The organism is Nonomuraea composti (assembly GCF_012034275.1).
GTDB lineage: Bacteria > Actinomycetota > Actinomycetes > Streptosporangiales > Streptosporangiaceae > Nonomuraea > Nonomuraea composti.
Genome location: NZ_JAATEP010000108.1, coordinates 1 through 13,887, shown reverse-complemented (window position 1 = coordinate 13,887; position 13,887 = coordinate 1). Strand labels below are relative to the sequence as shown.

Here is a 13,887-nt window from a genome sequence, read left to right as displayed (position 1 = left end):
AGGAAAGGGCCTCGACCAGCACCGGTCGGGGCCCTTTTCGTTTTCCCCCTGCACCCTGTGCAGCTCGTGGCATAAAGCGCTTTCCGGGCATGACGGAGTTCCGGTGGCGGCCCTTCGGTGGCCGGGTCACCCTGGATGGGTGATGGCTTCTCCCCCTTCAGGCCAGAGCTCCGAGCCGGAACGGCGTAATCGTCGACGTCCGCGTCTCCTTCTCTGGCTGCTCGCCCCGATTTCGCTCACTTTGGTGGCGGCCGGGGCGGTCGACTTCGTGGCGGACCTGTATGGCGTGCCCGGGTCGTTGTTACTGGTGCTCGATGAGCAGGACAGTCTCATCAGCGTCGGGCTCGGGATGCTCGGGTTGTTCGTGGCCGCCATGCTCGTCGTGGCGCGGCGGCGGGTCGAGGCGCGGTCGTCGCGACCGGAGGGCTCGCTCGTCGGTTGTGGCCTGGCCCGTCGGTCGGCCGGGCGCGCGCCGGCGGGTGGTTCCGGCGCGGCAGGGAAGGCGGCAGCGGCCGAGGCGCCGGCGGATGCGGCGGCAGCGAGTGCGGCGGAGGCCAGTGCCACCGCGAGTGCGGCGGAGACGAGTGCGGAGGCGGCAGCGAGGGAAGCGGTGGCGGGCGAGGGGGCCTTGGCCCGGGGGTCTGCTGGCCAGGAGGTCGGACGGCACAAGCCGGGCCTTGTGGAACGTTCCATTGAGGTGGGCGGCGACAATCCGGGCGTGGCGATGACCGGGGACGGGGCCACGGCCGTGAACGTCGGGCACGTGGACGTGGTGGGTGATGTGCGGCTGCCGCCCCGCCCCGCCGTCCCCACCCGGCCGGTGCAGCTCCTTCCCCGCCCCCCGCGGCTGGTCGGGCGGGACGAGACGGTGGCCGAGCTGCGGGAGCGGCTGACGGGCAGCAGGGCTCAGCCGGGCGTGGTGGCCGTGCACGGGCTGGGCGGGGTGGGGAAGACCAGCCTGGTGCTGGAGTACGCCCATCGCCACCTGCGGGACTACCAGCTCGTCTGGCAGCTGCCCGCCGCCGACCCGGCCGTGCTGTCGGCGGCGTTCGCCCGGCTGGCGGCGCTGCTGGGCTTACGGGACACCGTGGACGCGGCGGACCCCGTCGACCAGGTGCACGCCGCGCTCGCGGCCCGTACCGACGCCTGGTTGCTGATCTTCGACAACGCGCCGGGAGCTGATGCCCTGCGCCCTTTTCTACCTCCGGCGGGGCCTGGGCACGTGCTGGTCACCAGCCGGTCCGGAAGCTGGCCGCCCGAGCAGGGGCTGGAGCTGCCGGTGCTGGAGCCGGAGCCGGCGGCGGAGCTGGTGCTGGCGCGGTCGGGGCAGGAGGACGCCGAGGCGGCCGCGGCCGTGGTGGCCGAGCTGGGGGCGTTGCCGCTGGCGCTGGAGCAGGCCGGGGCGTTCATGGCGGAGACGGGGCTGGCGCTGGGCGCGTACCTCGACCTGCTGCACGATCACCGGGCGGGGCTGCTGGCGCAAGGGCAGGCGTGGGGATATGAGGAGCAGATCACCACGACGTGGCAGCTTGCGTTTAGGAACGTGGCGGGGACGAGCCGGGAGGCGATCGCGCTGCTGCGGGTGCTGGCCTGCTACTCGCACGAGGCCATCCCGTACCATCTGCTGCTGTCGCCGCTGGAGACGCGGACGGCGCGGGAGCTGTTCGCGGAGGACGTGCGGCGGCAGCGGGCGTACGGGCGCCTGCCGGAGTCGCGGGTGCGGCGGGCGCGGGAGCTGCGGCCGTGGCTGAGTGCGGTGGCGGTGTTGCAGGAGCTGCCGCGCGACCCGATCGCGGTCAACGCGGCCGTCGGCGCCCTGCGCGGTCACAGCCTGATCGGGCAGCCGATGGAGGGCACGGTGGCGGTGCACCGCCTCGTTCAGGCCGTGACTCTCGACCAGCTCGCGGCGCACGAGCAGCAGCGCTGGCGGAACGCGGCGGCGGTGCTCCTGGAGTCGGTGCTGCCCGACGACCCCGACCGGGTCCGGTCCTGGCCCCGGTACGCGCTGCTGCTGCCGCACATCCTCGCGGCGCTGAGCCCGATCTCGCCGGGCATCGACAAGACCGCCCACTACCTGGGGGCGAGCGGCGACTACCGGACGGCGAAGTCGTTGTGCCAGGAGATCTGCGACGCGCTGACGGCGAAGCTGGGGGCCGAGCATCCGTCCACGCTGACGGCCCGGCACGAGCTGGCGCGGTGGACGGGCGAGCTGGGGGACGCGGCGGCGGCGCGGGACATGTACGCGGAGCTGCTGCCGGTCCGCGAGCGCGTCCAGGGGGCGGAGCATCCGGCGACCCTGACCCTCCGGCACGAGCTGGCCCGGTGGACGGGCGAGCTGGGCGACGCGCGGGCGGCCAGGGACCAGTACGCCGAGCTGCTGCCGGTGAGCGAGCGCGTGCAGGGCCCCGAGCACCCGAACACGCTGACCATCCGCCACGAGCTGGCGCGCTGGACGGGCGAGCTGGGCGACGCGGCGGCGGCGCGCGACATGTACGCCGCTCTGGTGCCGATCAGGGAGCGCGTCCAGGGCCCCGACCACCCCGACACCCTGGCCGCGCGGGCGAACCTGGCCCAGTGGACGGGCCAGGCCGGCGACGCGGCGGCGGCCCGCGACCAGTACGCGGCGCTGCTGCCGATCCGCGAGCGCGTCCAGGGCCCGGAGCACCCGGCGACGCTGATCAACCGGCACGAGCTGGCCCGGTGGACGGGCGAGCTGGGCGACGCGCGGGCGGCCAGGGAGCAGTACGCGGACCTGCTCGTCGTGCGGGAGCGCGTGTCCGGCCCCGACCATCCCGACACGCTGACGATCAGGCACGAGCTGGCGCGGTGGACGGGCGAGCTGGGGGACGCGGCGGCGGCGCGGGACATGTACGCGGAGCTGCTGCCGATCAGGGAACGCGTCCAGGGCCGCGACCACCCCGACACCCTGATGGCCCGCGCGAACCTGGCCCAGTGGACGGGCCAGGCGGGCGATCCGGCGGCGGCCCGCGACCACTACGCGGCCCTGCTGCCCATCAGGGAGCGGGTGCTGGGCCCCCAGCACCCGGCCACCCTGATCACCCGGCACGAGCTGGCCCGCTGGACGGGCGAGCTCGGCGACGCGGTGTCGGCCCGCGACCAGTACGCGGAGCTGCTCATCCGCCGCGAGCACGCCTCCGGCGCCGAGCATCCCGACACGCTGACCACCCGGCACAACCTGGCCTACTGGACGGGCCAGGCGGGCGACGCGGCGGCGGCCCGCGACCAGTGCGCGGACTTGCTGGGCATCCGGCGGCGCGTGCTCGGCCCCGAGCACCAGGACACGCTGATCACGTGGCACAACCTGGCGTACTGGATGGGGCAGGCGGGGGACGCGGCGGCGGCCAGGGAGCAGTACGCGGGGCTGCTGGCCGTACGGCAGCGGGTGCTCGGCCCCGATCATCCTGACACGCTGACGATCAGGCACGAGCTGGCGCGGTGGATCGGCGAGCTGGGGGATGCGGCGCAGGCCAGGGACGCGTACACCGCGTTGCTGCCGCTCCGGGAGCGGGTCTCCGGCCCCGAGCATCCGGACACGCTGACCGCCCGCGCCAACCTGGCGTACTGGACGGGCCAGGCGGGGGATCCGGCGGCGGCCCGCGACCAGTACGCGGCCCTGCTGCCCGTCAGGGAGCGCGTCCTCGGCCCGGACCATCCCGCGACCCGCACCACGCGGGAGCAGCTCGCCTATTGGAGCGAGCGGGTCCGGTGAGGGGTTTCCGGGGCGGGGTGCCGGCGTTCCCGAGCGGTGTCCGATGAGCGTCCCGGGCGGGGGCGGATGTCCCCGCCCGGGACGGGACTACTGGGGCAGGACCAGGAGGGCGTCGCCGACGGCGCGCTCGGAGCCGTCCGACGGGTGGTTGACGACCTTGTTGCCGGCGACCATCGCCGTCGAGCCGCCGCCGTCCAGGTTGATCGCCTGGGTGGCGCCGAGCCAGCGCATGAACTGGGCGGCCTCCACGAAGTTCGCGCCGACGGTGACGCCGGGCTGGCGGCCGTCGATGGTGGCGAGGACGAGGCTGCCGTTCTTGGTGGTGCCGAGGAGGGTGCGCGGGTGGCGGCGCAGGATCATGTTGAGCGAGTCGTGGCCGTCCTGCTTGGCGGTGATCTTGACCTTGCCGTTGCGGACGAGGCCGACGCTGCCGCCGATCACGTTCAGCTCGGGCGTGAGCTGGAGCGCCCGCTTGGTGCGCAGGTCCACGACCTTGGTGTCGATCTCGACCTTCCAGCCCTGCCAGGCGTGCTCGTTGAGCCAGTCGGCGGCCACGCCGTTGCCGTGCAGCACCCGCGTGCCGGCGGCCACCGCGGCGCCCGAGGCGCGCAGCGCGACGACCTTGTTGCTCGCGTCGATGACGGCGTCGACGCCGCCCGCGGGTGTCTTGGCGCCGAACTCCTCGGTGTAGAGCAGCAGCTCGTCCGTCGTGACGGCCCGGTTGACGCCGTTGACCTCGACCTTCTCGCCGTCCTGCGAGATCGCCGTCACCGTCGTCTTCAGCTCGGTGATCTTGGCGGTGCGGCCCTTGAGCACGACGGCGGACCGCCCGGGCACGGCCTCGCTGAGCAGCTTGCCGCCGACGACGGACACGCCGACGGGCTCGCCGCGCAGCGCCGGGGAGGTGTGGATGTTGAAGAAGCCGCCGTTGACGCCGAGCAGCGCCTTGCTGGCCTTGACCATCGACGAGACGGTCTCCTTCTTGGCCACGCTGGTGCCGAGGGAGGCGGCGTACGAGCCGCGGAAGGTCCTGACGTCGATCAGGGCGACCTTGGCGCTCCACGGGCCGGTGGTCTTGAGCCCGTCGTCACCGAGGTAGTCGACCTTGACCTTCAGGCCCGCGTCCTTGAGCTCCTTGGCCCGGTCGTCGGCCTTCTTCTTGTCCTTTAACGGCCACAGGCCGGCGCGGACCATGTAGACGGTCTGGGCGGCGGCGTCGGCCACGGCCGGCCGCACCACCTCTTGCACGCTGGGCGTCTCACCGGCCGCTTCGACCTCCGCCGCCACGGCCTCGGCGCTCGCGGACGAGCCCGCGTCCTTGCCGTTGGGCATGAGGAAGGTCAGCGTGTAGCCGTCGGTGGAGGTGCCGGCTTTCACGTCGTACAGGTCGATGCCCTGCGCCACGCTGGTCATCGTCTTGGTCGGCACTGGCCGCGCGCCCAGCGGGAACTTCGCCGACGGGAACCGCACCGACTGCTGCTCCGCTGTCGCGGGCAGTGCGGTGAGGGTGAGCGCCGCGGCTATGGCCAGGCCGCCGGCGAGGGTGCGTCGAGACATGAACTCTCCAGAGGGCGGAAAAGGGACCGCACCATACTGGCGAGATCAAGGTCGCCGGGGCAGCCGAACGCGCCAAACGAGTAAAGAGGTTACGGAATCGACACAGAAAGCCGGTATCCTGCGGGCATGATGACTCGCTTCCGCATGTGGTGGCGGCCGGTAGACGGCCGCTGAGTTCCCCATGTACGGGCCGTCCCAGAGACGGCCCCAGAAGCGCTGGGTTCTCTCCCGGGACGGCATGATCCCGAAGGAGAGAGACCTGATGAACGACGTGGTGCTGACGGGCGACCGCCCCACCGGGCCCCTGCATCTGGGCCACTATTTCGGCTCACTGGCCAACCGGGTCCGGCTGCAGGACCTCCATCCCATGTACGTCCTGATCGCCGACTACCAGGTGATCACCGATCGCGACCTGCCCGGCGAGATCCGGCGGCACACCATGGAGCTGCTGCTCGACTACCTGGCGATCGGCATCGACCCGGCCAAGGTGACGATCTTCCAGCACAGCGCGATCCCCGAGCTGAACCAGCTCCTGCTGCCGTTTTTGAGCCTGGTGTCGGTGGCCGAGCTGGGCCGCAACCCGACGGTGAAGGACGAGATCGCGCACAGCTCGCAGGCGGCGGTGAGCGGCCTGATGTTCACCTACCCCGTGCACCAGGCGGCCGACATCCTGTTCTGCAAGGGCACGCTGGTGCCCGTCGGCAAGGACCAGCTGCCGCACCTGGAGGTGGCGCGGCTGGTCGCGCGCCGCTTCAACGACCGGTACGGCGAGGTGTTCCCGCTGCCCAAGGCGATGATGGGCGCGCAGCCGATGCTGAAGGGCCTCGACGGCGGCAAGATGAGCAAGAGCCGCGGCAACGCGATCGCCCTGTCGGCCACCGAGGACAAGACCGCCCTGCTCATCCGCAAGGCCCGCACCGACGCGGAGCGGCTGATCACCTTCGAGGAGGAGCGCAGGCCGGAGGTGGCCAACCTGCTCACGCTGGCCGGGCTGTGCCTGGGCCGGCCGCCGGCCGAGCTGGCCGAGGAGATCGGCGACGGCGGCGCCGCCACGCTCAAGCGGGTGGCGACGGAGGCGGTCAACGAGTTCCTGCGGCCGATCAGGAGGCGCAGGGCCGAGCTGACGGAGGGCGACGCCCGGCGGATCCTGGCCGAGGGGAACGAGCGGGCCCGCGAGCGCGCGGTCCGCACCCTGGAGGAGGTGCGGGCGGCGATGGGCTTCTAGAGAGGGCTTGGCCGAGGGCCGGGGTCAGCGGGTCTGGTACACCTTGCGCAGCGTCTCGTGCACGATCCAGGTGGTCTTCGCGCCTTCGGCCAGCAGGCACACGTCGCCGGGCCCCAGCTCGACCGTGGTGCCGCCCTCGACGGCGACCGTGGCGCGGCCCGACAGCACGACGAAGATCTCGTCACGTTCCACGTCGGTCACGACGCCGGGCGTGATCTCCCAGATGCCGCGCCCGCCGCCCAGCTCCAGCGAGGACGTGACGGGGTCGCCCGCGACGATCTGCGACGGGTCGAGCTCGTCGGGTGTCAGCCGTACGTCGTGGACGGGCACGGCGAAGGCTCCCGCCGTGGCGAGCATGCGGCTGAGGTCGGCCACGTCGGGCACCAGCACGTCAGACATATCGCCCATTCCAGCACATCAGCGGCTCTCCCGGCGGAAGGACTCCAGCGCCAGCAGCGCCACGTGCAGCGACAGGCACGACTCGACGTCGTCGAGATCGGTGTCGAGGATGCGTTCGAGGCGGCGCAGCCGGTCGTAGAACGCGGGCCTGGACAGGTGGGCCTTCTGCGCCGCGACGGCCTTGTTGCGGCCGGAGTCGAGGTAGACGCGCAGGATCCGGGTCAGGTCGCCGCCCCGCTGCGCGTCGTGGGCCAGCAGCGGCCCCAGCTCCCGCTCGGCGAACGTCTGCAGCCGCGCGTCGTCGCGCAGCAGGTGGAGCAGGCCGCGCAGGCGCAGGTCGGGCAGCCGGTAGAAGGGCCGGCCGTCGGGCTGGCGGACCGCCACGTCGGCCACCTGCTCGGCTTCGAGGAAGCTGCGGCGCACGTCTCTGATGGACTCCACCACCGAGCCCGCCGCCAGCACGAACGCCGAGCCCGGCCCCCACAGCACGCGCAGCCGCTCGGACAGCGAGGTGAGCGCGGGCTCGGCCTGGGTGCGCGGCGGGAGCGGCAGCAGGACGCCCACCCGCTCCTGGTCGAGCGCGCCCACCAGGGCGGGCAGGCGGGCGTCGCGGCAGGCGGCGGCGGTGGCCTCGGCCAGCTCCCCGAGCTGCGCCTGCCCGTCGAGCGCCTGGTCGATGTGCTCGGTCGGCCGGATGACCACGCTGATCAGCTTGCGGCCCGTGAGGGGCACGCCCACGGCGCGGGCGCGGGCGGCGGCCTCGTCGGGGTCGGCGTAGGCATGGGTGAGGATGCCGGTGATGATCGTGCCGTGCGCCTGGCGTTCGAGGGACTCCTGGTGGCGCTCCAACAGGCGGCCCAGCGCGAGCGTGGTGGCGGCGCGCTCGGCCAGCACCAGGTCGCGGGGCGACGGCGCGGCGTCGCAGAGCAGGATGAGCCGCCCCCAGTCCTGGCCGCGAGCGCCGACCGTGGTGACCAGCCAGCCGGAGGCCGGGTCGTACGCGGTGCGCTCGGCCGGCGCCACCGCCCGCGACCGGGTCTCCCACCCGGCCAGCAGGGCCCCGGCGTCGCGCCCGGCGGACTCGCAGGCCAGCACCTGGTGGGCGAGGTTCTCCAGCAGCACCGGGCGGCCCGACAGCCGCGCCACCTGCGCCAGCACCTCGGCCGGTGAGGCGCCCTCGACGGAGAGCTGGGTGAAGACCTCGTGCAGCTGCTCGGAGGCGCGCAGCTCCTCCAGCTGGATGTCGATGATCCGCGCGTGCACCGACTCGGTGATCTGCACGAACGGGGTCTCACGGGTCAGCACGACGACCGGGAACCCGTGCTCCTCGGCCGACTTGACCACGGCCCGCGGCAGCTCGCGGACGAACCGGCGGCCCAGCTCCACGATCAGCCCGGAGGCCCCGACGGAGGAAAGCTCGCCGATGTAGTCGGCGAGCTTCTCCGGGTCCTCCGGCAGCGCCACCCCCGTGGTGAGCACCAGCTCACCGCCGCGCAGCAGGTGGGCGATGTCGGCGATCTCGCCGACGTGCACCCACCGCACCTTCGTGTCGAGCCGGTCGGCGCCCGCGACGACGCGCGGGCTGCCCCGGCGCACGCTGTCGAGGGCGAGGACGTCGGCGATGGTGGGCAGCACGGGCAGAGCCTAGCCGATCAGCCTGTAAGAACGGACATGGGGCAATTTACACTTTGCGCAGGTCGTCATAGGTTGAGGTCCTCCTCGCGGTACTCCCTGCGAGGCTCGCGAACGCGCAGCTCGACGCGGCGGATCTTGCCCGAGATGGTCTTGGGCAGCTCGTCGAACTCCAGCCGCCGCACCCGCTTGTACGGGGCCAGCTCCCGGCGGCAGTGCTCGAAGATCGACCGGGCGGTCTCCTCGCCGGGCTCGAAACCGGGGGCGAGCGTGATGTACGCCTTCGGCACGGCCAGGCGTACCGGATCGGGCGACGGCACCACGGCGGCCTCGGCGACGGCGGCGTGCTCCATCAGCACGCTCTCCAGCTCGAACGGCGAGATGCGGTAGTCGGAGGCCTTGAAGACGTCGTCGGTGCGGCCCACGTAGGTGATGTAGCCGTCCTCGTCGCGGGTGGCGACGTCGCCGGTGTGGTAGTAGCCGCCCCGCATGGCCTCCGCCGATCCACCGATATATCCGGACATGAGGCCGAGGGGGCGGCGGTCGTCCAGCGGCAGGCAGATCTCCCCGTCGTTGCCCTGCTCGCCCGTGATCGGGTCGATCAGCACCACGTCGTAGCCGGGCAGCGGCAGCCCCATCGAGCCGGGCCTGACCGCCTCGCCGGGGGCGTTGCCGATCTGCGCCGTCGTCTCGGTCTGGCCGTAGCCGTCCCTGATCGTGATGCCCCACGCCTTGGCGACCTGGTCGATGATCTCGGGGTTGAGCGGCTCGCCGGCGGCCACGGCCGTGCGCAGGGGCAGCTTCCATGCGGCCAGGTCCTCCTGGATGAGCATCCGCCACACGGTCGGCGGCGCGCAGAACGTGGTCACCCGCTCGTCCCGCAGCACTTCCAGCAGGGCGGGCGCGGAGAAGCGCCGGTAGTCGTGGACGAGCACGGTGGCCCCGGCGTTCCACGGGGCGAACACGTTGCTCCAGGCGTGCTTGGCCCAGCCCGGCGAGGACACGTTGAGGTGCACGTCGCCGGGCCGCAGGCCGATCCAGAACATCGTGGACAGGTGCCCGGCCGGGTAGGAGGCGTGCGTGTGCTCGACCAGCTTCGGCTGGGAGGTGGTGCCGGAGGTGAAGTAGAGCAGCAGCGGGTCATCGGCGCCGGTGGGCCCGTCGGGGGTGAAGCGCTCGTGCGCGTGGTAGGCGTCGTGGTACGGCAGCCAGTTGTAGGCGTCGCCCACGGCGATCTTCGTGTACTCGCCGGCGGGGAACTTGCCCGCGTCGGAGGCGTTGGCGATCACGTGGGCCACCCGCCCGCGCTCGACGCGCTTGGCGATGTCCTTGCCGGTCAGCAGCGTGGTGGCGGGGATGACGACCGCGCCCAGCTTCATCACGGCCAGCAGCGACTCCCACAGCTCGGCCTGGTTGCCCAGCATCAGCAGCACGCGGTCGCCCCGGCGCACGCCCTGCTCGTGCAGCCAGTTGGCGACTTGGCCGGAGCGGGCCGACAGCTCGGCGAAGGTGTAGACGGCGCTGCTCTCGCCGACGATCTTGAGAGCGACGGCGTCGGGGGTCTCGGCGGCGAGCACGCCGTCGAACCAGTCGAGCGCCCAGTTGAACGCGCCGAGCTCGGGCCAGCGGAAGTCGCGGCGGGCGGTGGCGGCGTCTGCCCCGAGCAGGAAGTCACGGGCGGCACGGAAATCGCTCATGCCGTGGATCCTGCTACGTCGGCAGCCGCCGCTCAAGACCGTCGAGCACCGACACGAGTCCGAAGTCGAAGGCGACCTCCCGCACGACGCGGGGGTTCTCCCGCTGGCTCAGCTCGTAGCCCTCGCGCATGTGAGGGTAGCGGGCGAAGATCTGGCCGAGCACGGCGTGCATCTCCTCGGGGTCGAGCTCCGGGGTGCCCGACTTGGAGTTCCAGGCGACCTCGGGGATCGTCATGCCGAAGATGAAGGCCGTCAGCGTGGCGATGGCGTAGTCGGTGTCGGGCCCCTTGAACCCGGCCTGCTTGAACATCGCGCGCATCTCGTTGGCGACGTGCAGGGCGTTGGGCCCGAGCGCGGGCAGCCGGCCGATCAGCTCGGCCGACCACGGGTGGTCGAGGATCACCTGGCGCATGCTGTGGGCCAGCACGAGCACGGCCTCCCGCCAGCCCACCTCGGCGGGGTCGGGCACCCGCATCTTGCCCCACACCTCGTCGTAGACCAGCTCCAGCAGCTCGTCCTTGTTGGCGACGTACCAGTAGAGGCTGGTGGCGCCCGCGCTCAGCTTCGCGCCGAGCTTGCGCATGCTCAGGCCGTCGAGCCCTTCCTCATCGAGCAGCTCGACGGCGGCCTTGACGATCTCCTGCCTGCTGCGCCCCGGACTGGCGGGCTTGCGGGGCTCGCGCAGCCACACCGAGGAGAACGTCTTGCCACTCATAGGTCCAGGATAAATCCACTCGCACACTGTTCGAGTGATGTCGTACGCTGTGCGAGTGAACTCGAACACCGTACGAGACCCTCGTCGATGGTGGATCCTGGGCGTCCTGTGCCTGGCGCTGCTGGTCCTCGGCATCGACAACACCGTGCTCAACCTGGCCATCCCCTCCCTGAACCAGGAGATGGGGGCGACGCCGTCCGACATCCAGTGGATCATCGACGCGTACGTGCTGGCCTTCGCCGGCCTGCTGCTCACCTCGGGCAGCCTGTCCGACCGGTACGGCCGCCGCCGCTTCCTCATCATCGGCCTGGTCTTCTTCGGCGGCGCGTCCCTGCTGGCCGTGCTCGTCACCGAGCCGTGGCAGCTCATCGCCGCCCGCGGCCTCATGGGCGTCGGCGGCGCGTTCGTCATGCCGTCCACGCTGTCGATCCTGATGACCGTCTTCGACGAGGAGGAGCGGCGCAAGGCGATGGCCGCCTGGAGCGCCGTCGCCCTGATCAGCCTCGTCTCCGGGCCGACCGTCGGCGGCTTCCTCCTGGAGCACTACTGGTGGGGCTCGGTCTTCCTGCTGAACATCCCCATCGCGGCGGTCGCCGTCGTCGCCGCCGTCGTCCTCATGCCCGAGACGCGCAGCGAGAGCAGGAAGATCGACCCGGTCGGCGTGGTGCTGTCGATCATCGGCCTCACCGCCGCCGTCTACGTGATCATCGAACGGGAGTGGAACATCCCCGTCATCGCGCTGGCCGTGGTCGCCCTCGTGGCGTTCGTGATCTGGGAGCGCCGCCAGGACGAGCCGATGCTGCCGCTCTTCCTGTTCGCCAACCGCAACTTCAGCGGCGCGTCGTTCTCGATCCTGCTCATGTCGTTCGGCGCCGGCTCGGTGATGCTGATCCTGACCCAGTACCTGCAGTTCGTGCTGGGGTTCGGCGAGATGCAGGCCGGGCTCGCCATGCTGCCGTACGCGGTGGCCGCCGCGATCTTCAACGGCGTGGGCGCCGGGCTCGGCAAGAAGCTCAGCAACCGGGCCCTGGTCGGCGCCGGGCTGCTGCTGATGGCCGGCGGCTTCGCCGTCATGGCGCTGACGACCGGCTTCCTGCCCCTGGCGACCGGGCTGGTGATCATGGGCATCGGCGGCGGCCTGGCCGGCCCCTCCGCCTACGCCTCGCTCATGGGGGCGATCCCCCTGGAGCGGGCCGGCGTCGGCTCCGCGCTCAACGACACCGTCCAGCAGGTCGGCATGGCGCTCAGCATCGCCGTCCTGGGCAGCGTGCTGGCCACCCGGTACACCTCCGAGATGCCCGCCGGCCTGCCCGCCCTGGCCAGGGAGTCGATCGGCGGCGCGCACACGCTGGGCCTCGCCGAGGCCGGCAACCAGGCGTTCACCTCCGCCATGCACCTCGGCTCGTGGGTGGGCGCCGCCTTCTGCGTGGCCGCCGCGCTGCTCGCCGTCACGGTGCTGCGCCCCACTCCGGCCCCGGCCGCGCCCCAGACGGTGCAGGTCTGAGGCGGGCGATCCGCAGGGCGGCCCGCCGCAACCGGTGGCGCCGCCCTGTCGTGACATCATGTAAGGCAAGTCGCTTCCCCGCCGACAGGTTGCGGGTAGGAGGCTCCGAGCGCGGAAAGGGATACTCGGTAACATGTCGGAGCTTCTCGCGCGCCACCGGGCAGTGATGCCGAACTGGTTGGCCCTCAACTACAACGACCCCATCGAGATCGTCAGCGGCAAGGGCAACCGCGTCATCGACGCGGACGGCAAGAGCTACCTCGACTTCTTCGCCGGGATCCTGACCAACATGATCGGGTACGACATCCCCGAGGTACGCGAGGCCGTCGAGCGCCAGCTCGCCACCGGCGTGGTGCACACCAGCACCGTCTACCTGCTGCGCGGCCAGGTCGAGCTGGCCGAGAAGATCGCGCGGCTGTCCGGCATCCCCGACGCCAAGGTCTTCTTCACCAACTCCGGCACCGAGGCCAACGAGACCGCGCTGCTGCTGGCCACCTACGCGCGCAAGAGCGACCAGGTGCTGGCCATGCGCCAGAGCTACCACGGCCGCAGCTTCGGCGCGATCAGCGTCACCTCCAACCGGTCGTGGAAGAACAACTCGCTCTCCCCGCTCAACGTGCACTTCCTGCACGGCGCCGACCGGCACCTGACACAGTTCAAGGGCCTGTCGGACGCCGACTACATCCAGGCGTGCGTGGACGACCTGCGGCACGTGCTGGCCACCTCCGTCTCCAACGACGTGGCGGCGCTGATCGCCGAGCCGATCCAGGGCGTGGGCGGCTTCACGATGGCCCCCGACGGGCTGTTCGCCGCGTACAAGGAGGTGCTGGACGAGCAGGGCATCCTGTTCATCTCCGACGAGGTGCAGACCGGCTGGGGCCGGACCGGCAGCGCGTTCTTCGGCGTCGAGAACCACGGCGTGACGCCCGACATGATCACGTTCGCGAAGGGCCTCGGCAACGGCTTCGCGGTCGGCGGCGTCGTCGCGCGCGGCGACCTCATGGACGCGCCGCACGCCGTGGGCCTGTCCACGTTCGGCGGCAACCCGATCTCCATGGCCGCCGCCAACGCCACCCTCGACTACGTGCTCGACCACGACCTCCAGGCCAACGCCGCCCGTACCGGGGAGATCATCATCAGCGGGCTCAAGGCCGCCGCCGAGCGGCTGCCCGTCGTCAAGGACGTGCGCGGCAAGGGCCTGATGTTCGCCATCGAGCTGGAGAGCCCGGCGCAGGCCGCGCGCTTCATGGAGGAGACCAAGCGGGCCGGCCTGCTGGCGGGCAAGGGCGGCCTGTACGGCACCGCCATCCGCATGGCCCCGCCCCTCACGCTCACGGTGGACGAGGCCACCGAGGGCCTGGGCATCATCGTCACCGCCCTCGAAACGATCAACGCAGAGGCGGCAGCGCGGTGAAGTCCGTTCAGCAC

At 71.9% G+C, this 13,887-nt stretch carries 9 protein-coding genes; 4 read left to right on the top strand and 5 right to left on the bottom strand.

Going from position 1 to position 13,887, the window contains the following annotated elements; genetic code table 11:
- Window positions 1-679: 679 nt before the first annotated feature.
- Window positions 680-3,730, top strand: coding sequence for an FxSxx-COOH system tetratricopeptide repeat protein (fxsT, locus tag HCN51_RS56805; RefSeq protein WP_168022082.1), 3,051 nt, complete (start codon window positions 680-682; stop codon window positions 3,728-3,730).
- An 87-nt stretch (window positions 3,731-3,817) separates the two neighbouring features.
- On the opposite strand, the gene HCN51_RS56800 is transcribed toward fxsT, so the two are convergent.
- Window positions 3,818-5,287, bottom strand: coding sequence for a phosphodiester glycosidase family protein (locus tag HCN51_RS56800; protein WP_168022081.1), 1,470 nt, complete (start codon window positions 5,285-5,287; stop codon window positions 3,818-3,820).
- A gap of 262 nt (window positions 5,288-5,549) precedes the next feature.
- On the opposite strand from HCN51_RS56800, the gene trpS reads away from it, so the two are divergent.
- Window positions 5,550-6,512, top strand: coding sequence for a tryptophan--tRNA ligase (trpS, locus tag HCN51_RS56795; RefSeq protein WP_206069092.1), 963 nt, complete (start codon window positions 5,550-5,552; stop codon window positions 6,510-6,512).
- A gap of 24 nt (window positions 6,513-6,536) precedes the next feature.
- On the opposite strand, the gene HCN51_RS56790 is transcribed toward trpS, so the two are convergent.
- From HCN51_RS56790 to HCN51_RS56775, 4 genes are all read right to left on the bottom strand, one after another.
- A complete protein-coding gene (locus tag HCN51_RS56790) occupies window positions 6,537-6,911 on the bottom strand; it encodes a cupin domain-containing protein (RefSeq protein WP_168022079.1) in 375 nt (124 codons plus the stop codon).
- 18 nt (window positions 6,912-6,929) lie between these two features.
- Window positions 6,930-8,546, bottom strand: coding sequence for a PucR family transcriptional regulator (locus HCN51_RS56785; RefSeq protein WP_080042260.1), 1,617 nt, complete (start codon window positions 8,544-8,546; stop codon window positions 6,930-6,932).
- 65 nt (window positions 8,547-8,611) lie between these two features.
- Complete coding sequence (locus HCN51_RS56780; protein WP_168022078.1) at window positions 8,612-10,240, bottom strand: AMP-binding protein; 1,629 nt, start codon at window positions 10,238-10,240, stop codon at window positions 8,612-8,614.
- A gap of 13 nt (window positions 10,241-10,253) precedes the next feature.
- The gene (locus tag HCN51_RS56775) at window positions 10,254-10,955 is read right to left on the bottom strand and encodes a TetR/AcrR family transcriptional regulator (protein ID WP_168022077.1); all 702 of its coding nucleotides are present in this window, start codon (window positions 10,953-10,955) and stop codon (window positions 10,254-10,256) included.
- A 55-nt stretch (window positions 10,956-11,010) separates the two neighbouring features.
- Here HCN51_RS56775 and HCN51_RS56770 point away from each other — a divergent pair, with 55 nt between their 5' ends.
- Together HCN51_RS56770 and HCN51_RS56765 are read left to right on the top strand one after the other, a co-directional pair.
- Window positions 11,011-12,459: an MFS transporter gene (locus tag HCN51_RS56770; protein WP_346434184.1), complete on the top strand. Its 1,449-nt coding sequence runs from the start codon at window positions 11,011-11,013 to the stop codon at window positions 12,457-12,459.
- A gap of 133 nt (window positions 12,460-12,592) precedes the next feature.
- Window positions 12,593-13,873, top strand: coding sequence for an aspartate aminotransferase family protein (locus HCN51_RS56765; protein ID WP_168022075.1), 1,281 nt, complete (start codon window positions 12,593-12,595; stop codon window positions 13,871-13,873).
- Window positions 13,874-13,887: the final 14 nt, after the last annotated feature.